Raw genomic sequence first — 19,631 nt, 5'->3', positions numbered from 1 at the left:
CGCTACTTCGTCGCCACCACGACGAGGTTGCTCACCAGTAACTCCCGGATCAGCGGTACCCGGACCAGCCACCAGGCCCACCGGGGGTGATACCGCGGGAACAGGGCGCGCACGTCGGCGGAAGTGCCTGCGGCCCAGCACAATCCGTCCGCGGCGCGGACCGCGAACAGGGACCGGCCGAAACGGTTCTTCGGTTCGCGTCCGTGCTTACGGCGATACCTCCGGGCGGCGTACTCGCCGCCGAGGTAATGCCAGGGTCCGGTCTCGTGGCCGCCGAAGGGCCCGTGCCACACGGTGTAGGACAACACGATCAAGCCGCCGGGCTTGGTCACGCGCACCATCTCGTCGGCCATCAGCCACGGATCCGGCACGTGCTCGGCGACATTCGAGGAAAAGCAGATATCGACCGCGTCGTCGCGGAAAGGCAGCGCCATTCCGGAACCGCGCACCGCGCCCGCCACCGAGAGGCCGGCGGCGTGCATTTCCGACGGGTCCGGCTCGACGGGGATGTACCGGGCTCCGGTGCCGGCGAACTCGTCGGCGAAATATCCGGGGCCGCCCCCGACGTCCAGCACGATCGCGTCGCGCAAATCGTGGCCGGTGACATCGCGGTAGAAATCGGCGATCATCGCCGCGCTGTCCGCGGCGATCCCGCCGTAGAACAGCGCCGGATCGCTCTGCTCGAACCGGAAGCTACTGAGCAGCCGCCAGGATCGGCGCAAGCTCGCTCGCCGCGCGAACCGCGACGACGGTCGCCACCCGGGCAGCGGTCCCGTCACTTCGGCGGGCGTGATGTCAGCTCTCGGCACGACGGCGAGTGTCGCATAACCGGCGTCGAGGACTGTCCGCCGCTCCGGTATCTCCGGCGGGGCAGGCCCGGTCGCCGCGCGCGACCGGGCCCGCGCTGGGTCAGCCGACGCCGCTGGAGGCGCCGCTGCCGGTGGAGGTCGACGAGGTGATGAGGGCGAGGATTACGCCGAGGAGGCCATCCAGGTCCCCGCCCGCGCCGCTTCCGGTGCCGGTGTTGCCGCCAGTTCTAGTCCGTACTGCTTTCATGTGTCCTCCTCATCAATGCCGAGTGCGGTACCCGACCACGCCCGCCGGGTTCGGCGGGTGCAGGGACGTTATCGAGAACTCGCTGTGAAATGTCGGCGTTTCAATAAATTCACCATGACGCATTCGCGCCATCGTTCCCGGCGACTGAGCAGGTGGGAGGGTTGCCACGGGGATGCGGCAGGTTATTGTGGAGCGCGTTGCCGTGATCATGACGACCGAGAGAAGCTCCACCGTGCGCGAAGTTCTCCTGCTCTGCTGGCGTGACACGGGGCACCCGCAGGGCGGCGGCAGCGAGCGCTACCTGGAGCAGGTCGGCGCCCAGCTCGCGGCGCGCGGCGTCAAGGTCACCCTGCGCACCGCGCGCTATCCGGGCGCGGCCAAGCGCGAACACCTCGACGGCATCGACATCAGTCGCGCCGGCGGCCGCTACACCGTCTACCCCCGCGCGCTCGCCGCCATCGCCCTCGGCCGGATCGGGATCGGCCCGCTGCGCGGCCTGCGCCCCGACGCGGTGATCGACACCCAGAACGGCATCCCCTTCTTCGCCGCCACGGCCGCCGACGCGCCCTCCGTCGTGCTCGTGCACCACGGACATCGCGAACAGTGGCCGGTGGCCGGTCGCCTGGTCGGCCGCATCGGCTGGTGGATCGAATCCCGGCTGTCCCCGCGCGTGCACCGCGCCAACCAGTACCTCACCGTCTCGCTGCCCTCCGCCGAAGAACTCGCCACCCTCGGCGTCGAACGGGAACGCATCGCGGTCGTCCGCAACGGCGCCGAACCGGTGCCCGCCGGCGCGCCCACCGGCGCCGTGCAGACCCGCACACCCGAACCGCGCATCGTGGTGCTGTCCCGGCTGGTGCCGCACAAGCAGATCGAGGACGCGCTGCAAGCCGTCGCCCGCTTGCGCGGCCGGGTCCCCGGCCTGCGCCTCGACGTCATCGGCGGCGGCTGGTGGGCCGAGAACCTCCAGGCCGACGCCGCCGCGCTCGGCATCGCCGACGCCGTCACCTTCCACGGTCACGTCGACGAACGCCGGAAGCACGAACTGCTCGCCCACGCCTGGGTGCACGTGCTGCCCTCGCGCAAGGAAGGCTGGGGCCTGGCCGTCATCGAAGCCGCCCAGCACGGTGTGCCCACCGTCGGTTACCGCAGCTCGCGCGGCCTCACCGACTCCATCGTCGACGGCGTCACCGGCCTGCTCGTCGACGACGTCACCGACCTCACCGCCGCCGTCGGCGACCTGCTCGAGGATGCCGAAGGCCGCACGGTGATGGGGGAGAAGGCCCGGGCCCGCGCCCGCGAATTCTCTTGGGAGCAAACCGGAAACGGGGTTTATCAGGTGCTGGCGGCGGTGGCCCGCGGCGAGCACGTGTCCGGTCTGGTCGCCGGGCCCGAACCGCGCCTCTGAGCCGGAGACCCGGCGGTCGATGTTAGCGTTATGTCTGATTTGTCGGGTGCCGCAAGGCTGTTGATGTTCTGGGGGCTTGGTGTTCGGCACCTACGTCGTGCTGCTCGTGATCGCCGGAGTGGTGTTGATCGGGCTCGCGCTGTCACTGCGTGAACTGGGAATCGTTCGCCAGACGATCGAAACCGTGACGGGCCTCGGATGTCTCGGCTACGCCGGATATCTGATCTATCTCGCGGCATTCACCGACACGGAGACCTTCAGCATCTTCTGGGTCGTGCTCATCGCGCCGGTCCTGCTCCTGATCGACGGACTGCGCGCCATCGACATCTCCGACGTCGGACGGCCCCAATTCGACTACGACGACGAACCTTCCGCGTCCGAGTCCCGCCGCAGCAGCGCCTCGCAGGAACGGCGCGCGGCCCGCCGGGCGGCGGCGCTGGCCGAGATGCGGGACAAGCACACCGAAGTCAAGGACTGACTTCGGTCCTGGTCCGGCCGCGCCCTGCCGCCAGCAGGCCGCCGAAAAGCACTGCCGCCCACAGGATGTGCGCGCCACCCGTGATGAACCGGTGTGCCGCTTGCGATTCGGTGACCTGGACGCCCGGCACCCGATACAGCGCGAGCTGATCGTCGGAGTACACCGGCTCGAGTTCGGCGAGCGCCTGCTCCGACCTGCCCAGCGGCCCGGGTGTCGTCCGCTCGACGAGCACCCACCCGACCCCCAGCCCCGCTAGTTGCCCTGCCGAACTGCCGTGTAGCAGTAGTTCTTCCACCTGCTGCGCGCGTCGACCCTCACCGGCCACCACCGCCCCGCGCACCGGCAGCTGCCCGGTCTGCAACACGTCATTGGGCAGCATTCGCGGCGCCGGATCCAGCACCGGCGCCTTCCCGCTGTACGGGAACCTCCGGAACATTCCGCCCGGCAGCACCGCCACATCCCCGGGCCCCTCGATCCGCGCGGCCACCTGCTCCCACCCACCCGGATACCGCACCGGCCGCACCGCGCCCCCGACCCCCCACGCCAGGTCGAGCAGCGGCAGAATCAGCAGCGCTATGAACGCGGCCGCGATCAAGGTGGTGCCCGGCGTACGCGCGCCGGCGGTTCCATCCACACCGCGCCTGGGGACAGCTGTGGACAATTCACCACCGGCCGATTCGCGCGGAACTTCGTTGCCGTCGACTGGGGAATCCGTCGCAGTCGGCTCCGCCGCGCGCCCCTCCCGATAGCTCACTTCAGCAACGGAATCCGCACCTTCGAACTCTTCGCGACCGCTCGACCGCCCGAATCGATTCGCGAGCACCTGGCAACCGGCAGCCGCGCACAGCGCATATCCCGGCACCGCCAACGCGACATACTTCTGCGTATCGCGCAGCAGCCCCGCCCCCGGCACCTGCACAACAAGCCATTCCATAACCTCGCGCCCCAACCCGGTAGCGGCCAGCGCGGGCACCACGACCGCCGCCACAGCCAGCACCAGCAGCGCCCGCCGAGTCCGTATCCGCGCCGGATCAGCAATGAAGGAGGATTCGTCGTCTGGTCGCGCGCTGTTGTCCGGCTCGGACACGGCTCGGCCCGAATTCGCCACGGCGGAAGCGCCGTTCATCCGTGGAGAGATTCCGGCGGGGTGGTCTGTTGCGGTAGGGCCGCTCGATGCGGGTCGGGTCGGATCTGCCGCGGAGGCGGTGTCGCCTGTTTGCGGGGAGGCGCTGGTGCGGTGGTTCGTTGCCACGCGGGCACTCGCTGCGCGGCGTAAACCCGCTCGGGTCGAATCGGAGGGAGCGTCGCCTACCCGGGGGTTGGCTAACGCGCGGAGGCCGGTCGCCACGAGTGCCAGGAGGATCGCCGTTCCGAACAGGGCCAGAAGGGTTGTGCGGGAACCGGGTACGGCGTCGGCGTTCCAGATGCCGCCGAGCCCGGCGAGGCTGCCCAGGGTGCCGAGGCCGGGTTCGGCGCGGGCGGCGAAGGCGGCGATACCTACCGGGTCGGAGGGCTCGGCCCCCGCTCCAGAGAGCGCTGTCGCGGTCAGCCACGGCGCGCTGGCCAACGCCAGCAGTATCAGCGTGCCGGGGATTTGGCGCCCGCGGACCAGGATCAGTGCCGTCAACCCGGCCAGCAGTGCGCCGGTCGGAGTGAGACCGGCGGCGGCGAAGCATGCCGCCAGTGCGCCCCACGCGCCGAGGGAGTTTCGTGCGCCGACGGAATCTGTAGCCCCGGGCGTATTGGTGGCGTCGACAGAATCTGTAGCCCCAGGGGAATCTGCAGCGTCGACGGAATCTGCAGCCGCGGGCGAATCCGTAGCGCCAACGGGATCTGTAGCCGCGGACGAATCCGTAGCGGCGACGGAATCTGTAGCCGCGGGCGAATCCGTAGCGCCAACGGAATCTGAGGCGCCGAGGGAATCTGTAGCGCGGGGGGAATCTGTAGCGCTGGGGGCATCCGGTGCGCCGAGGGAATCCTGGGCACCGGGAAAGCCTTGTGCGCCGGTGGGAATCTGTGTGCCGAGGGAATTCCGTGCGCGCCAGGAAATCCCGGCGTCAGTGCGGGGCGCACGCGCTGAGCGCAGGCGGTAGGCGGCGAGCGCGGTCCATGGGAGCGCGGCGTAACCGGCGAGCAGGCTCCAATGTCCTTGGAGGAGACGTTCGGCGATGTAGGGGTTCCAGAGGGCGACTGTGGTTGCGACCAATTGTGGTCCGAGTCCGGCGCGCAGCAGTTCCCGCGCGAGGACCGCGGCTCCGTAGCCGGCTGCCCACAGCGCGATCACCAGGATCGCCTTGACGAGTAGTCCGCCGTCGATGATCGGGGATAGGACGGCGAGCATCGCGTCCTGCGGCACCGCCCGCGGCGCGGCGTCGCCGAGCCCCAGGGCCGAATCGGTCAGGTAGGACCGCGGCGTACTGACCGCGTCCCGCAGCAGCAGATATCCGGGCCCGAGCAGCGGCCCGGCAATGAGCAGGGCCAGCACCGCGCTGTACCCGGCCGGCACCAACCTCCGCCACCCGCTCCTGTCACCCACGGCTCGCCACCCTACGTGCCCGAACCGCCCGCTGAACTCCCCGAGCCGACAAATCCGGCCCCACCCCGACCGGTGCCCTCGATTTCGCGTCGCGCAACAGCGTGCCGCTGCGGCTGTGCTTGTTCGACAGGTCTCCCGACACAGCAGCCTGCCGACACAGCAGCCCGGCGACACAGCAGCCTGCCGACACGACCAGCCTGCCGACACGACCAGCCTGCCGACACAGCAGCCAGCTGACACGACCAGCCTGCCGACACAGCAGCCAGCTGACACGACCGGCCTGCCGACACAGCAGCCAGCTGACACGACCGGCCTGCCGACACAGCAGCCAGCTGACACGACCGGCCTGCCGACACAGCAGCCAACCGACACGACAGCGCATTGCTCGACAGGTGTCCCAACACAACCGCTGGCCGACGCTGCCGCTGATCTCCCAGCGATATCGGTCCGCTGCTCTGCGGACTGCTCAGCCTTGGCGGTCGACGGCGGCGCTGCCGAGGGCGGCGAGGAAGGCGTCGGCCTCGCGGTGGGAGCGCAGGCGGATGAAGGTGAGGTGCTGGTAGGCGGGGTTGGTTTGGGCGGCGGTGTAGCGGGCGCGGTTTTTGGCGTGTGTGGTCCAGGACCACATGATCACCGAGCGCTCCGGGTCGAGGGACAGCAAGTTGCGGGGGCGCTCCCGGTTGCCGTTCCAGAGTTCGCGGTGGGTCAGGGCGCGGCCCAGGGTGCGTTTGACGATCTGGAAGGTGACCAGGGGCCGGGGGAGGTCGAACCAGATCACCGTGTCGGCGTGCCGCCAGACGAGGTCGCCGAGTTTGCCGTGGTAGTTGCCGTCTACCACCCAGCTCTCCGGGGTGAGGCGCTCGGTGACCGCGGCGCGGAATTCCGCGGTGGGCATCGGCGTCCAGCCGGGCTGGTGGTGGATGGCGTCGAGTTCGATGTGCGGGATCCCGAGCCGCCGGGAGATCCGGCGGGCCAGCGTGCTCTTGCCCGACCCCGACGTGCCGACCACGGCGATCCGATGCTTGCTCACCGCAGCATTATTCCCGCGCGGCGGGGGCCCGGGCGATCGTTTTTCAGCCCACCGCCTCGAGGAGGATCCCGCGCGGCGTGCCGTCCGGCGACTGCCATGCTCCGGTCACGTGCCCGACGGCGTCGGGGGAGAGCGGGTGGTCGCCGGGTGTCCGGACGATCCGCACCGCGGTCGCGGCGGCCGCCGCCGTGACCTCGACGGTGGGATCGAGAGCGTCACTCGTGTTCTGCGCCTGCGCCCGCGCCTGCCCGGTGAGCAGCGCCGAGGCCTGCGCCACCAGCACGTCGTCGGCCGCGCCGTCGTAGAGCCACCGGGTGCCGAGGACACCGTGTTCGGAGATGCCGATCAACGCGGCCTCGTTCCCGGCCACCGGAGCGTCGCGGTAGGTCATCGGGACGTGATAGGCGACCGGCGGCGTGACCGACTCGTCGAGCACGATCATGAATTCGAGACCGACCGCGCCCGCGGGATCGTCGAGGCGGAATCCACCCGCCTTGCGCACCACCGGTGCGCCGCCCCGGAACCAGTCCTGGCGCGGCAGCCACGCGGTCAGCAGTTCCCACTTGGTGGGTTTCATCGTGGTGTTGTGTACGACGGCCATTGTCCGACCCTAGGCAGCTGCGCGCCCGGAAGCGACCGCACGGTGGGCTGGGCTGCGGTGCCGGGGTGGTGAGGTGCGACGATGGGGTGTGCCCGAAGTTCGTCGCCTGCCCGCCGTCGCGGATCTGACGTTGGTGACGGCGGGGGCGATGACGGCGAATGTGGCGGGGTATCTGCTCCAGGTGCTTGCCAGCCGGTGGCTGGGTGTCGCCGGGTTCAGTGAATTCGCGAGTTTGCTGGCGGTGCAGCTGCTGTGCGCGGTGCCGGCGCTGGCGTTGCAGAACGTGGTGGCGCGCGAGCTGGTGCGCGGTGCGAGCGTGTCCGCGCTGCGGGGCTTGCAGTGGCGGTGCGCGGTGATCGTGGCCGCGCTCGCGGCGGTGCTGGTACCGCTGGTGACGCTGGCTTTGGACGTGAACGTGCTCGCGTGCGCCGCTGCCCTCGGCGCGGCGCCCGCGCTGGTCCTGCTCTCCGGTGAGCAGGGAATCTTGCAGGGCAGCAATCGTTTCCGCCGCTTGGCGGTGGTGCTCGGTGTCGCGGGGATCGCCCGGGTCGTGCCCGCGCTGGCGGTGCTGGTGCTCGGTGGCGGCACGGCGGCCGCGCTGGCCGCGGCCGCGCTCGGCTTGACCGCCGCGGCGGCCTTCGCGCGTTTCGTGGCCGGTGCGCCGCAGGTCCGGGCCGTGCTGACCGAGCACACGGTGGGCGTGCTGCCGGTGATCCGGGCGGCCCAGGTGCAGGCGGCGCTGATGGCGTTGTCCTCGGCCGACCTGATCGTGGTCCGCATGGTGCTCGGCGACACCGACGACGCCAGCCGCTACGCGCTCGGCACGGTCGCCGCGAAGATAGCTTTCTGGTTGCCGCAGGCCGTCGGAGTGGTCCTCTATCCGCGGATGGCGCAGCCGACCCAGTCTGCCCGGGCCATCCGGGACGCGCTGGCGGTGCTCTCGGGCATCGGTGTCGTCGCGGTGCTCGGCGCGGCCGTCGCGGCCCCGCTGGCCCCGCTGTTCGCGGGCTCGGACTACGCCCCGATCCAAGGCCTGCTCTGGCTGTTCGCCCTGCACGGCGCGATCCTCGCGGTGCTGCAGGGCGCGGTGCTCTCGGCCATCGCCCTGGACCGCACCGCCCTGGCCACCTTGGCCTGGGTCGGTCTTGCGGTGGAGGTCACGCTGACCCTGCTGTTCGCCCATTCGATTTCCACGCTCATCACCCTGTGCGTCTGCGTCGCCGCGACCACGACCGCGGTGGTCGCCGCGACCGTGCTGCGTACCGCCGGCACCGCGCGCGAGTAATCAGATCAGCGCGGCCGCGGCCTCCGCGCAGCCCCAGGCCACGGTGACGCCCGCACCACCGTGACCGTAGTTGTGCACGAGCAGCGCACCGTCGAGCTCTTCCCGTTCGACCCGCACGCTGGGCCGGGCCGGTCGCAGCCCGACCCGGTGTTCCAGAACGCGGGCGTGGGCGAGTTCGGGATGGATGCGCGCACAGCGGTCCACGATCCCGCGGGCGGTCGCCGGATTCGGGGTCAGGTCCCAGGAGCCGGGTTGTGAAGTGCCGCCGAGGATGACGTACCCCGGTCGCGGCAGTAGATAGGTCAGCTCGGCGCCGGCGTGCGCGAACCACTCGGTGAGACCGGGGTTTTCGACGATCACGAGTTGCCCGCGCACCGGCCGCACGGAGGTGTCGGGCACCAGCGTCCGGGCGCCGAGACCGGTGCAGTTGACCACCACCGGCGCTACTCGCGCCGCCGCACCGAACCCGGCGACCGCGCGCTCCTCGATCATCCCGCCCGCGGCCGCGAGCCGCCGCGCCAGATACTCGAGGTGCACGCGCATATCCAGCAGCGGCACCGTGGCCCGCAGCCCCTGGCCGCAGCCCACGGGTAGTTCGGCGGCGGTTGCCTCTCGGACGCCGTCGAGCGCGTCGGTCCACACCGGCATGAAATCCAGCGGCGTCTCGGCCTGCACTCCGGTCACCAACCGGACGCCGGAGGCGGGATCGCCGGCCAGCTCCCGATACTCCCGCAGCGACCGCACTGCCCACACGGCGACCAGCTCCGCGGGCTCGATGTGATACGGCCAGATGAGCGCGCCCGCCACCGCCGAGGTCGTCCAGGCGGCCAGCTCTTTCGCCCAGATCCGGACCCGCGCGCCCCGCTCGGCGAGGACGATCGCCGTGGTCAGTCCGGCGACCCCGCCACCCAGCACGACCACATCCGCGTCACTCATACCGGCACCCTAACAACGCGCGAGAAGCCATGTGCGCAAAAAGAATTCGGCCCCCCGGCAAAAGCCGGGGGGCCGAATTCGAGAACCTGACGAGGTCAGAGGTTGCGAGTGTCGATCACCTGGGTCGGCGAATCGTCGCCGCGCACCGGGCCGCCGCCGGCGAGGCGGTTGTTGCTACGGCCGGCCGGAGCCGAGCCGCCGCGGATGCCGATGAGCACGCCGACGATCAGCAGGATCGCGCCGAGCACGCCGAGCACGATCGGCATGATCCGGCCGTACAGCGACAGCTTGTCGATGTTCTCCTTGGCGACCGCGATCTGCGACTCGATGGTGTTCTCGTCGAAGACGATGTTGCCCTTGAGCGCGGTGACCTCGGGCTTGTCGGCGGTGCGAGCGTAGTACATGTGGATCTGCTCGCCGCCCTTGATGACGGTGCCGGTCTCGGGCTCGACCCACAGGTCGCGGGTGTTGGTGTAGTACCGGGTCATGGTGACCGGGCCGTCACCCTCGACGCCCCACTTCGCGGCCGGCAGTTCCAGCTTGTTGGTCGGCGCCTTGACGACGTCCCACATGCTGGTGGCCGGGATGGTCTGCGAGAAGTGGTAGACCTTCATGCTGTTGATCTCGGTCTCTTCGACGAAGTTGATGTCGAAGGTCTTGCGGGCGTTGAGATCGAAGTACGGGTAGGTCTTCTGCTCGGTGCCGAGCGGGAAGCGGTACTGCAGGCCGACGTGCTGCACCGGCTCGGCGACGCTCTTCATTTCCTTGTCGACACCGACGGCGATGGAGCCGTTGGGCTGCGTGGCGACCGGCTCACCGGTCTTGCGGTCGATGGTGACGCGGTCGACCGACGCGGTCAGCAGGCCGGTGTCGCCCTGCTTGTCGATGCGGCGCAGCGTCTGACCGGCCTGAACGGTCAGCTCGTTGGCGTCGGACGGCTCTTCGACAGTCAGGAACCGCTGGGACACCAGGGGCACGTTGCTGTCGACCTTGGCCGAACCCTCGGGCGAGGTGAGCGACTTGGCGTCGAGCACCTGGCTTTCGGAGCCGGGGGCATTCTTGGCGATGGTCGTGATCTCGAGGTCGAGAGGAGTCTTCGCCAGTTTGCCGACGGTGTAGGCCGGGATCATCAGCGCCATCACGATCAATAACGCGCCGAGACCCACGAGCAGGCAGGCCACCGTCCTTCTGGTTCCGGCACTCAGTGCCATGCAAACACTCCTCGTCTTAGAACACACAGGTCGTTCCGCGTACTGCGGGCAGCCCGCGGCACTCGTGAGCCCCGACACTAACAGGACCGAGTAGTAACATGCCCTGCCGAGTCCGGTTTCCGACCAAAATCGCGCTGAGTGTAGCGCGAAAAGTGAAACGAAGTGTTCTCACCTGGGAAATCGATAGTGCAGACTGGAGCGCGATGACCGCCACCGCCCCTGTGTCCGCCGCCACCCCGGCCGCCCCCGCCCGATCGCGCGGCTTCGTTCCCGCCCTCGAGGGGATGCGCGGCATGGCCGCCCTCGGCGTGATCGTCACGCACGTGGCATTCCAGACCGGAGCGAGTTCGATGCCGGTCGTCGGCAAGGTGTGGGAGCGCTTCGACATGGCCGTCGCGGTGTTCTTCGCGCTGTCGGGTTTCCTGCTGTGGCGCCCGCACGCGGCGGCGGCCCGCGGCCTGGGTGCCGCGCCCTCGACGGGCTACTACTTCCGGCACCGCGCCACCCGCATCCTGCCCGCCTATTGGGCCGTGGTGTTCGCGGTGCTGCTTCTCCTGCCGAGCGCGGCCGACTCCGCGGGGTGGCGGGTGTGGTTCTCCAATCTGGCTCTGCTGCAAGTGTTCATCCCGCTGACCCTGACCGACGGCCTCACTCAGATGTGGAGTCTGTCGGTAGAGGTGGCCTTCTATGCAGTACTGCCGCTGCTCGCGTTCGCGCTGGTGCGGTTGCGCGGCGACGCGGCCCGGTGGCGGGTGCCGGTGCTGGCCGGCAGCGCGCTGATCTGCCTGGGCTGGAACTTCATTCCGGTGCCGACCCCGGACGCGATCCACGCCGACAACTGGTTGCCCGCCTATCTGCCGTGGTTCGCCGCGGGGATGGTGCTCGCCGAACTCGTCGACATCCGACCGGCCGTTCCCACGCGCTGGGTGCGGGTGCTCGGCAGTCAGCCGCTGATGTGGGCCGTCGCGCTCGTGGCCTTCTTGTTCTCGACCACCGATCTCGGTGGCCCGGCCGGACTTACGCACGCCGAGCCCTGGCAGTACGTAGTGAAGATGACGCTCGGCATGATCATCGGATTCGGCCTGATCGCCCCGCTGGTGCTCGGCGACGCGCGGCACCGCTGGCTGGAATCCCGGGTGGCCGCCACCTTCGGCCGCTGGTCCTACGGCATCTTCCTGTGGCACCTCGCGGTGCTCTCGATCGTGTTCCCGGTCTTCGGCATCCTGCCGTTCCGCGGCAATTTCGCCTGGGTGCTGTTCTTGACCATCGCCATCACCCTGCCGGTCGCCGCCGCGAGTTACGCGCTGATCGAGGATCCCGCCCGCCGCTTCGCCCAAAGTCGCGATCGCGCGCACGCCGAGTCGAGGTAGTACCGGCCGGGTTACTTCCGGCGCGGCAGCAGTGCGGCGATGCCGACCGCGACGACCGCGACCACCGCGGGAACCTGCACCCAGAGCGAACCGCCCAGGTAGCCGCCCTGTGCGCGCCACGGTCCGGTGGACAGCGCGGCGGCCGACAGCGCGGTCCCGAGTCCAGCGACCACCGGCAGATACTTCGCGGTGACCGGTGCGAACCGGGCCGCCGCCACGCCCGCGGCGGTGAGAACCGCGCCGACCGGTCCGGCGATCACGGTCGCCACCGCGCCGAGACCGAGCGCGCCGACGACCCGATTGCCCCAGGTATCAGGGGCTTCCGAGGCGCTGGACGCAGCCGGGGCCACCGGCTCCGCGGACTGCGGTCGGCGGCCGAAGAGCTCGGCCAGGCGCCGACGACGCGGAATCGCGAGCAGGGCAAGCGGAATCAGCAGGAGTAGCCCGCCGAAGATGCCGAGGCGATACCACCGGTCGTCCGGGAAGGAGACGGTGATCTCGCCCGCGTCCGGCGGCAGGATCCAGCCTTGCTGCCAGCCGTCGACCACGATCGGGGTGAGCCGCTGACCGGTGGCGGTGGTCGCCTGCCAGCCGACGTTCGTGCTCAGCGGCAGAACGAGCAACCGGTCCCGGGTCGCGGGCGGCGCGGGGTCGAAACCGGTGCGGTTCAAGCGCAGCCGGTCCACCGAGAACAGTTCGGTGGGCCCGACACTCACATCGGCGCGCCCGGTCGACAGGGGAAGTTCCCCGGATGATTCGGCATCGCCGCAGACCTGCGCGGGCACCGGCGCGCCCGACAGCAGCTCGGCCGCCGTCGCGGTGACCGTGGTGCGCACGAGGCGGCCGTCGATATTGATCGTCGGTCCGAGCGCGCACGGCACGGTGAGCTGCCGGTCCGCGGGCGCGGCCGCCGGATAGTCGGGGCCGAGCACGTCGACCTCGGCCAGGCCGGGCGGCTGCGTGATGGCGAAACCGAGTGCGGTCTTGTCCAGCACCGGCTGCCAGTCCTGGATGGTGATCTCGATCCGGTCCGTGACCGCCGGGTGCAGGTCGATCCGGGAGGCGGTGCCGGATGCGGCGTTCGGATCCAGCTCGCGCACCTGCGGTCCGTCGCCCAGGTTGACCGCCACCGCGAGCGGTGTGGCGGGCAGCCCGCCCAGCGACGTCGTCAGATCCAGCCCGGTGACCAGCGCGGGTTCGGGCAGTTCGATGGTGAGTGTCGGCTTGGGGCCGGTGAAGTCGCGGATCGAATCCTCCGGCGCGGTCCAGCTGGTGCGCACGTCACCGTCGGTGGCGGCGAAGGCCGCGCCGCGCAGGTCGCCGACATCGGCCTGGCCGCGCGCGATCGGCCGCGCGCGATCGGTGAGCAGCGCCTCCAGCGCCGGACCCTGCCGGGTGCGCACGGTCAGCTCCGGCGTGACGGTCATCGGCCCCGGAACCTGCAGCGTGCGTTCGAAAGTGCCCGGCTCCTCGGCGGCCAGCGCCAGGCTCTTGCTGCACCGCACCCGATCGGGGGAGTCGAAGCACGCGGCGCGGCCGGGGAATTCCTGGCCCAGGTCCCAGCCGCGCACCGGGGTGCCGGCCGCGACGGGCGGCAGCACGGTGCGATGCCGGATGTCGACCGGCAGCGGCGCCTCGCGCACGCTGTAATCCTCGAGCGCGAGTTCGCTGAGGCCGAATTGGCCGCCGCCGGTGTTGTTCTCGGTGCGGATCGCGGTGATGGTGAGCCAGGTGGTGCGGCCGACGGGCAGCGAGACCGAGACCGGCTCGCCGGGTTCGCTGATCCGGGTGGACACGCTGCCGTTGTCGGTGCGCACCTCGATCCACTTCACCGGGGCGCCGATAGCGGCCGGGCTGGTGGTGAGGGTGAGCAGACCGGCGGACTTGATCGGCTTGTCCAGATCCAGGCGCAGCCACTGCCCGACCGCGCTGTCGATGCCGCTGCTGATCCAGGAGGTGGCGAGGTCACCGTCGACCACGGCGGCGGTCGAGCTGCCGGGCGCCGCACCGCCGAGCTGGGTGGCGTCGGCGGCCGAGCTGGACGCGGTCAGGGTGGCGCCGGACCATTCGCCGCGCACCAGGCCCGCGCCCGGGACCGGATAGTCGGGCACCAGGTTGTGGGTGCGGCGCGGGTCGTCGGGGGCGCGCAATGCCGAGTTGTGGTTGTCGACCTTGCCGAAGTCGGTCTCGCGGTCCATCGGGGTGTCGGTGATGGTCACGGGTCCGGGCGGCAGGCCGGCGCGGGCCGCGTCGGCGGCGAGCAGGCTGGGCGACCCGGTGTTTCCCGAGCGGCGCAGGCGTTCGAGCACTTCGGGCCCGCCCTGGACGGTCGGCACGTCAGCCAGGCCGACGGTGTAGGCCCCGGGGAACGAGGACGGCGCGCCCGTGCCGCTGCGCACCTGGATCGGCGTGCCCGGCGGCGGCACCTCGACCCGGTAGATCTCGACCGCCGGATAGGCGGGCCGCAGATCTCCATCCGCCACCAGCCCCTCGGCGATCACGGAAGCCTCGATGGGTGAGCCGAACTCGGCCACCCTGGTCAATCCCGGCGAACCCTCGATCGCCCGGTGTGCCAGCATCGGCCGGGTCGAGCGCGAGGTCTCCGGGTCGAGGTCGTTACGCAGCACCAGCACGCCGATGCCCTGATCGGCCAGCGTCGCCGCGAGTCCGGTCGAGGGGCGGCCGTCGGCGATCAGCCGCTGCACCGAATCCATCGCGCGGATCGTGCCCGGCGGATTCAACGGCACCGAATCCCGGATCGCCCACGGCGTACTCGCCAGCGCCTGCATCGGTTCGTCACGGGTCAGGCCCCACACCTGGCTGCCGAACGGCGCGCCCGGCACCACCAGCGCGCGGGTGTCGGAGGCGTTGCGCGCGAGCCAGTCCGAGGTCTGCTGCCAGTAGGCCGGGACCTCGTCGTAGGCGCCGCGCGGGGCCAGCTTGCCGGTCCAGGCCAGCGAGGTCGACAACGCCAGCGCGGTCAGGATGAGCGCGGCGACAGCCACTCGGCGGTCCCGCTCGGGATGGGCGAACGCGTGCCGCCACACCGGCAGCGGCACCGAGGCGGGCAGCGGGATCCGGGCCAGCAGATGCGCCAGGCCCAGCACCAGCGGCAAGCGGATCAGCGGCTCCAGCTTGTGCACGTTGCGCAGCGGCGCGCCGCCGGAGTCCAGGAAGACGCGCACCGATTCCGCGAACGGACCGCTCAGCTCCCCGACATAACCGGCGCAGATCCCCGCCAGCCCGACCAGCAGGATCAGCGTCAACCGGCCGCGGTACGGCATGGTCCGCAGCGCCAGCCCGGCCATGCCCGCGGCGGCGAGCAGCCCGGTGGCCAGCACGGCGGCGGGCTGGGTGACCAGCACCGCGCCCGCGATGCGCTCGGGCGAGACGAACGGCGTCCAGCTGTCGGTGCCGCGCAGTACCTCACCCAGCGACGCCCATTGCGTCGTCACCCCGGAGGACTCGATGTAGTCCAGGAACGGCGGCGAGACCTTGCCGAGCAGCAGCAACGGCACCGCCCACCAGAACACCGCGAGCACCAGCAGCGGCACCCAGGCCAGCGTGAACCGCCACCAGCGCCGGTTCGGTCGGTAGGAACCCCACCACAGCAGGGCGGGCAGGAACGCGGCCACCGTGGCGACGGCGTTCACCGAACCCATCAGCGCCAGCGCCAGCGCGCTGCCCGCCGGGCCGCGGGTGCCGCCGAGCGCCCGCTTGCGATAGGCGGTGCCGAGCGCGGCGGGTGCGAGCAGCACCCAGGGCGCGAGCACCATCGGCAGCGTCTCGGAGGAGATCGAGCCGAGCGTGGTCAGCACGCGCGGCGAGAGCGCGAACGCGATCGCCGCGATGACCCGGGAGCCGCGGCTGCCGATGCCGAGTGTCTCGCAGAGCCGGACGATGCCCCAGAACCCGGCGAGCAGCAGCAGCGCCCACCAGATCCGCTGCGTCGCCCAGGCGGGCAGGCCGAGCGCGTGCCCGGCGGAGAAGAACGCGCCGTGCGGGAAGAAGTAGCCGTAGGCCTGGTTCTGCACCTGGCCCATCGGAGCCTGACTGCTCCACAGATGGGCGGCGCGCTCCAGGAAACCGAACGGGTTCTGCGCGAGGTCGTACTTGGTGTCGGCGACCGTGTTGCCGGGCGCCTGCAAGAAGGTGAGCAGGAACGCCGCGAGCACAGTGCCGGCCAGCCAGCGCTTGCCCAGCGGCGCGACGTCGGGCACGGCCGTCGGCGCGCGTTCGGTGCGCGGGGCATCGACGGGTGCGGCGGAAGTCACTGGCATACGAGGTCAGGCCCGGGGCGGCGGTGCGCGATGCGCACGCGGAGCCCCGGGCCTGCCGGGTCAGCTACTGACATGCGCGGGCAGGGCAGTGCCCGCGAGCATGCCGGAACGGGGACGGGGTCAGCGCGCGCCGTACTCAACGTTGTTGAGCAGCGAGGAGTCCGGGTCACCCTTGTCCAGCTCGGGCCGGGTGTTCTGCTGCACGGCCGCGGTGATCGCGAACACAGCCAGGACGCCCAACACGGCGCCGGCGACCGCACTCGCAACCCCAGGAACAGCAAACTTCATCGCGGCACTCCAATACATTGATGCAGGCACATTCCCGAGGAACTTAGCAGTAGTCCAGATCACTTCGTACCCTCAGCCCGTCGATTCGCGGTTCGACCGGGGACAACGCCCGGAATCGGGCGCAACTTCCGGTCGGGTCTACCGCTGCGGCGGCAGTTCGCAGCGCAGCCCGCCGAGGAACGTGCGCAACTTGGCCGTCGTCTCATCGAGTTCGGCGCGCGGGTCCGAGGCCGCGACGATGCCGCCGCCGGCGAAGGCGCGGACCGAACGGCCGTCGGCGGACAGTTCGGCGCTGCGAATCGCGACGACCCACTCGCCGTCGCCGGTGGCGTCGCACCAGCCCACAGCGCCGCCGTAGAAGCCGCGGTCTTCCTCGGTGCCGGTGATCGTTTCCAGGGCGAGGTCGGTCGGCGTGCCGCACACGGCCGGGGTCGGGTGCAGCAGGACCGCCAGGTCGAGTGCGGTCAAGGCCGGGTCGCGCACGGTCGCGGTGATCGGGGTGGCCAGGTGCCAGACCTCGTGCGTGCGCAGCAGTTCCGGGCCGTCGGGGATGTCGAGTTCGGTGCAGACGGGGGCGAGGAGTTCGCGGATCCAGTCGATGACGAAGGCGTGCTCGGCCCGGTTCTTCGTACTGGACAACAGTTCCTGGGCGCGCGCGGCGTCCTCGTCGGGGTCGGCCGAGCGCGGGATGGTGCCGGCCAGCGGGCGCAGTGTGACGGTGCTGCCGTGCCGGGCGACCAGCACTTCGGGGGTGGCGCCGATCAGCGTCGCGCCGGGCCGGCCGGCGGGGGAGAGATCGACGGCGAACACGTTGGCGATCGGGTGCCTGGTCAGCAGGTGCGCGGCCACCGTCTCCGGCGCCAGCGGCTGATCCGCCTCGGCCAGCACCGATCTCGCCGCGACCACCTTGCGCAGCGGCTGCCCGGGATCGTTCAACTGCTCGACCAGCTTCGCGACCCGCGCGATGTGCTCGGCCGGGCTCGGCAGCTCGGTGACCACCCGCACCGCGGGCAGTTCCGGCAGCGCCGCGGGCCGCCACGGCCCCGCCGTATGCCGGGCCCGCGCGGGCGCGGTGAGCGCCGCCGGACGACCCGGATCGAACGGCAGCGCACCGACGATCAACTCCGTCGCGCCGCCGCGCAACGCCGCCACCGCCGCTCCCACCTCGTCGAAGGTGCTGCGGCTTCCCGAGCAGCGCATCACACCGCCGGGCTGGGCAAGCAGGAATCCGTCCATGGTCCTTCGACCCTAACTCCGGACCCGGTATCGATCCCGCTCCAGCGACGCACGTCTCAGTGCCGGTAGCGTGCGCGCCGGATCGAGGAGTGTGGACCGGTGGAACTGCGTCAACTGCGGTACTTCAGCGTGGTGGCCGAGACCCGGCACCTCACCCGCGCGGCGGAGGAACTCGGCATCCGCGCGACGTCCCTGAGCCAGCAGCTCCTCGCACTCGAAAAAGAGCTCGGGACAGCACTATTCGACCGCACTCCGCGCGGCATGGCACCGACTGCTGCCGCGCACGCACTGCTGCCATACGCGCACCGAGCTCTGAACGCCGCCGCCGCGGGCGCGCGGGCGGCCGCGAGCGCCGGCACGAACCAGCCGTGGCGGATCGGCGTCACCCCCGGCGCACCCCCGGAGACCCTCGCCGCCCTGCACGCCGCCGCCGCTGACCCCCACACCGCGGTCGGCGAACTCGACGCACATGATCTGCCGGTAAGCGCCCAACTGTCGGCCCTGCGTCGCGCGGACCTCGACGCGGCATTGATCGTCCTGCCTGCCGCCACCGACGAACTCGAGGTCCACGTCGTCAGCGACCGGCCGTTGGGCGTTCTCGTGTCGACCGCGCATCCGCTGGCCGACAGGGCGATCGAATGGGCCGACCTGGCGGGCCAAGACCTCCTGTGGTTCGACCGCGACCTGGCCCCCGGCTACTACGACGCCACCCTCGACGCGCTTGCCCGAGCGGGCTGGCGCCCGCGCCGGATCCGGGTCGGCCCGCCGCGGCGCGCGCTGTTCCGCGCCGAACTGGCACAGCCGCAGGTGATCGCGATCCGTCCGCGTTGGGACGAGTCGCTCGACGGTGTGGTCTGGCGTGCACTCCCGGACCCGCCCCGCCTGCGCCACGCCCTGGTGTGGGATGCCGCCCACCCGAATGCGGCCCGGCTGGCAGAACTGGCCGCTCACCTGGCCGCTGAGGCATAACCGCAGACCCGTGCGGATCTGCCTCGTGGACGCGTAACGCGGTGTCGCGTTTCCTCGGAGCTACGCGACTCGAAGGAGGCCACCATGGCACTCGAACACTGGGCATTCATCTACGTGGCCGACGGCTGCGATCCGGACCGCGACATCTCGATCGTCGACACCGGCAAGTCCCGCACCGTGCTGGTCGGCGTCGGCGCGCACGAGCAGGCGCCCGCGGTGGCCAGGCGGCTGGTGGCCGACGGTGCGCAACTGCTCGAGTTGTGCGGCGGTTTCGGGGCGGCGGACACGGCCGCGGTGCTCGCGGCGATCGACTCGGCGGTTCCCGTCGGCACGGTCTCCTACGGCCCCGAGGCGATCAGCGGCCTGCACGCGCTGTTCGGCTGAGCCCTACCTGGCGGGTTCTTTGCCGGGCGGCACCATCAGCACCGGCCGGTGGCAGTGCTTGAGGACCGCGTCCGCGACGCTGCTGTGCAGTAGGGCGCGCACCCCGGTGGCGCCGCGGGTGCCGGCCACGATGATGTCGACATCGAGCTCGTCGGCGCACTCGACGATGGTGTTCCAGATGGTGGTGCTGCATTCCGCCGTCCGCGCCTCGGCGTTGAGCCCGGCGAGCTTGGCCAGCCGCACGCCCTCGGTATTGATGGTGCGGGCGTCGACGTAGGCGATGTCCTCGATTTCCTCGTCGGGCATCCACTCCGGCTGCATCACCCCGGACAGGCCCGAGAGCTTCGCGGCCTGGCGCACCATCGGCTCCCAGGCGGTGAGGACTACGGCGCGATTCGCCGAGAGAAACCGGCCGGCGTATTCGATGGCGCGCTTGGCGTTCTCGGATCCGTCGTACGCGATGAGCATCAGATCGCAGGGCACGGCGACCTCCCGGTGCGGGGTTCGGCTATCCACTCAGATTACTCCCGGCACCCCCGCCCGCGGCACCGGCGCGCGGCCCG

Annotated in this window: 17 protein-coding genes; 6 read left to right on the top strand and 11 right to left on the bottom strand. The window is 70.9% G+C overall.

Annotated features, from left to right (window positions below; all coding sequences use genetic code 11):
- Positions 1 to 2 precede the first annotated feature (2 nt).
- Positions 3 to 767, bottom strand: a complete 765-nt coding sequence (locus AB0H76_RS23365; RefSeq protein ID WP_357329832.1) for a class I SAM-dependent methyltransferase — start codon at positions 765 to 767, stop codon at positions 3 to 5.
- Positions 768 to 909: 142 nt separating this feature from the next.
- Positions 910 to 1,056, bottom strand: a complete 147-nt coding sequence (locus AB0H76_RS23360; RefSeq protein WP_357327632.1) for a hypothetical protein — start codon at positions 1,054 to 1,056, stop codon at positions 910 to 912.
- Between the two features lie 232 nt (positions 1,057 to 1,288).
- Here AB0H76_RS23360 and AB0H76_RS23355 point away from each other — a divergent pair, with 232 nt between their 5' ends.
- Entirely contained in the window at positions 1,289 to 2,464 is a 1,176-nt protein-coding gene (locus AB0H76_RS23355) for a glycosyltransferase family 4 protein (protein ID WP_357327629.1), read from the top strand.
- Positions 2,465 to 2,540: 76 nt separating this feature from the next.
- Positions 2,541 to 2,942, top strand: a complete 402-nt coding sequence (locus AB0H76_RS23350) for a hypothetical protein (protein WP_357327627.1) — start codon at positions 2,541 to 2,543, stop codon at positions 2,940 to 2,942.
- Here the strand turns inward: AB0H76_RS23350 and AB0H76_RS23345 are convergent.
- From AB0H76_RS23345 to AB0H76_RS23335, 3 genes are all read right to left on the bottom strand, one after another.
- Positions 2,932 to 5,448, bottom strand: a complete 2,517-nt coding sequence (locus tag AB0H76_RS23345; RefSeq protein WP_357327624.1) for a hypothetical protein — start codon at positions 5,446 to 5,448, stop codon at positions 2,932 to 2,934. The genes AB0H76_RS23350 and AB0H76_RS23345 overlap by 11 nt on opposite strands.
- Positions 5,449 to 5,944: 496 nt before the next feature.
- Positions 5,945 to 6,508: a hypothetical protein gene (locus AB0H76_RS23340; protein WP_357327622.1), complete on the bottom strand. Its 564-nt coding sequence runs from the start codon at positions 6,506 to 6,508 to the stop codon at positions 5,945 to 5,947.
- A gap of 43 nt (positions 6,509 to 6,551) precedes the next feature.
- Entirely contained in the window at positions 6,552 to 7,109 is a 558-nt protein-coding gene (locus tag AB0H76_RS23335; protein WP_357327619.1) for a 1,4-alpha-glucan branching protein, read from the bottom strand.
- A gap of 148 nt (positions 7,110 to 7,257) precedes the next feature.
- Between AB0H76_RS23335 and AB0H76_RS23330 the strand changes: the two genes are divergently transcribed.
- The gene (locus tag AB0H76_RS23330; protein ID WP_357329830.1) at positions 7,258 to 8,394 is read left to right on the top strand and encodes a polysaccharide biosynthesis protein; all 1,137 of its coding nucleotides are present in this window, start codon (positions 7,258 to 7,260) and stop codon (positions 8,392 to 8,394) included.
- Here AB0H76_RS23330 and AB0H76_RS23325 read toward each other — a convergent pair whose 3' ends face one another.
- Both AB0H76_RS23325 and AB0H76_RS23320 read right to left on the bottom strand, forming a co-directional pair.
- Positions 8,395 to 9,330: an FAD-dependent oxidoreductase gene (locus AB0H76_RS23325; protein ID WP_357327616.1), complete on the bottom strand. Its 936-nt coding sequence runs from the start codon at positions 9,328 to 9,330 to the stop codon at positions 8,395 to 8,397. It abuts the gene before it with no gap.
- 95 nt (positions 9,331 to 9,425) lie between these two features.
- A complete protein-coding gene (locus tag AB0H76_RS23320; protein ID WP_357327613.1) occupies positions 9,426 to 10,541 on the bottom strand; it encodes a DUF3068 domain-containing protein in 1,116 nt (371 codons plus the stop codon).
- A 203-nt stretch (positions 10,542 to 10,744) separates the two neighbouring features.
- On the opposite strand from AB0H76_RS23320, the gene AB0H76_RS23315 reads away from it, so the two are divergent.
- Entirely contained in the window at positions 10,745 to 11,911 is a 1,167-nt protein-coding gene (locus tag AB0H76_RS23315) for an acyltransferase (protein ID WP_357327610.1), read from the top strand.
- Positions 11,912 to 11,922: 11 nt separating this feature from the next.
- Here the strand turns inward: AB0H76_RS23315 and AB0H76_RS23310 are convergent, their stop codons facing one another.
- From AB0H76_RS23310 to AB0H76_RS23300, 3 genes are all read right to left on the bottom strand, one after another.
- Positions 11,923 to 16,191, bottom strand: coding sequence for an alpha-(1->3)-arabinofuranosyltransferase (locus AB0H76_RS23310; protein WP_357327607.1), 4,269 nt, complete (start codon positions 16,189 to 16,191; stop codon positions 11,923 to 11,925).
- Positions 16,192 to 16,311: 120 nt separating this feature from the next.
- Positions 16,312 to 16,479: a DUF2613 domain-containing protein gene (locus tag AB0H76_RS23305; protein ID WP_357327604.1), complete on the bottom strand. Its 168-nt coding sequence runs from the start codon at positions 16,477 to 16,479 to the stop codon at positions 16,312 to 16,314.
- A gap of 138 nt (positions 16,480 to 16,617) precedes the next feature.
- Complete coding sequence (locus AB0H76_RS23300; protein ID WP_357327601.1) at positions 16,618 to 17,715, bottom strand: isochorismate synthase; 1,098 nt, start codon at positions 17,713 to 17,715, stop codon at positions 16,618 to 16,620.
- A gap of 99 nt (positions 17,716 to 17,814) precedes the next feature.
- Between AB0H76_RS23300 and AB0H76_RS23295 the strand changes: the two genes are divergently transcribed.
- Both AB0H76_RS23295 and AB0H76_RS23290 read left to right on the top strand, forming a co-directional pair.
- A complete protein-coding gene (locus AB0H76_RS23295; RefSeq protein WP_357327598.1) occupies positions 17,815 to 18,684 on the top strand; it encodes a LysR family transcriptional regulator in 870 nt (289 codons plus the stop codon).
- Positions 18,685 to 18,768: 84 nt separating this feature from the next.
- Positions 18,769 to 19,068, top strand: a complete 300-nt coding sequence (locus AB0H76_RS23290; RefSeq protein WP_357327595.1) for a DUF6506 family protein — start codon at positions 18,769 to 18,771, stop codon at positions 19,066 to 19,068.
- A 3-nt stretch (positions 19,069 to 19,071) separates the two neighbouring features.
- Here AB0H76_RS23290 and AB0H76_RS23285 read toward each other — a convergent pair whose 3' ends face one another.
- Positions 19,072 to 19,551, bottom strand: coding sequence for a universal stress protein (locus AB0H76_RS23285; RefSeq protein ID WP_357329828.1), 480 nt, complete (start codon positions 19,549 to 19,551; stop codon positions 19,072 to 19,074).
- Between the last annotated feature and the right edge of the window lie 80 nt (positions 19,552 to 19,631).

Source organism: Nocardia sp. NPDC050712 (assembly GCF_040654295.1).
Lineage (GTDB): Bacteria > Actinomycetota > Actinomycetes > Mycobacteriales > Mycobacteriaceae > Nocardia.
This window is presented reverse-complemented; position numbering and strand designations above follow the sequence as displayed.

Coding starts and splice junctions, on each gene's coding strand:
- AB0H76_RS23330 (WP_357329830.1), top strand. CDS start 7,258: ATGACGGCGAATGTGGCGGGGTATCTGCTCCAGGTGCTTGCCAGCCGG.
- AB0H76_RS23360 (WP_357327632.1), bottom strand. CDS start 1,056: ATGAAAGCAGTACGGACTAGAACTGGCGGCAACACCGGCACCGGAAGC.
- AB0H76_RS23325 (WP_357327616.1), bottom strand. CDS start 9,330: ATGAGTGACGCGGATGTGGTCGTGCTGGGTGGCGGGGTCGCCGGACTG.
- AB0H76_RS23315 (WP_357327610.1), top strand. CDS start 10,745: ATGACCGCCACCGCCCCTGTGTCCGCCGCCACCCCGGCCGCCCCCGCC.
- AB0H76_RS23305 (WP_357327604.1), bottom strand. CDS start 16,479: ATGAAGTTTGCTGTTCCTGGGGTTGCGAGTGCGGTCGCCGGCGCCGTG.
- AB0H76_RS23290 (WP_357327595.1), top strand. CDS start 18,769: ATGGCACTCGAACACTGGGCATTCATCTACGTGGCCGACGGCTGCGAT.
- AB0H76_RS23335 (WP_357327619.1), bottom strand. CDS start 7,109: ATGGCCGTCGTACACAACACCACGATGAAACCCACCAAGTGGGAACTG.
- AB0H76_RS23310 (WP_357327607.1), bottom strand. CDS start 16,191: ATGCCAGTGACTTCCGCCGCACCCGTCGATGCCCCGCGCACCGAACGC.
- AB0H76_RS23320 (WP_357327613.1), bottom strand. CDS start 10,541: ATGGCACTGAGTGCCGGAACCAGAAGGACGGTGGCCTGCCTGCTCGTG.
- AB0H76_RS23300 (WP_357327601.1), bottom strand. CDS start 17,715: ATGGACGGATTCCTGCTTGCCCAGCCCGGCGGTGTGATGCGCTGCTCG.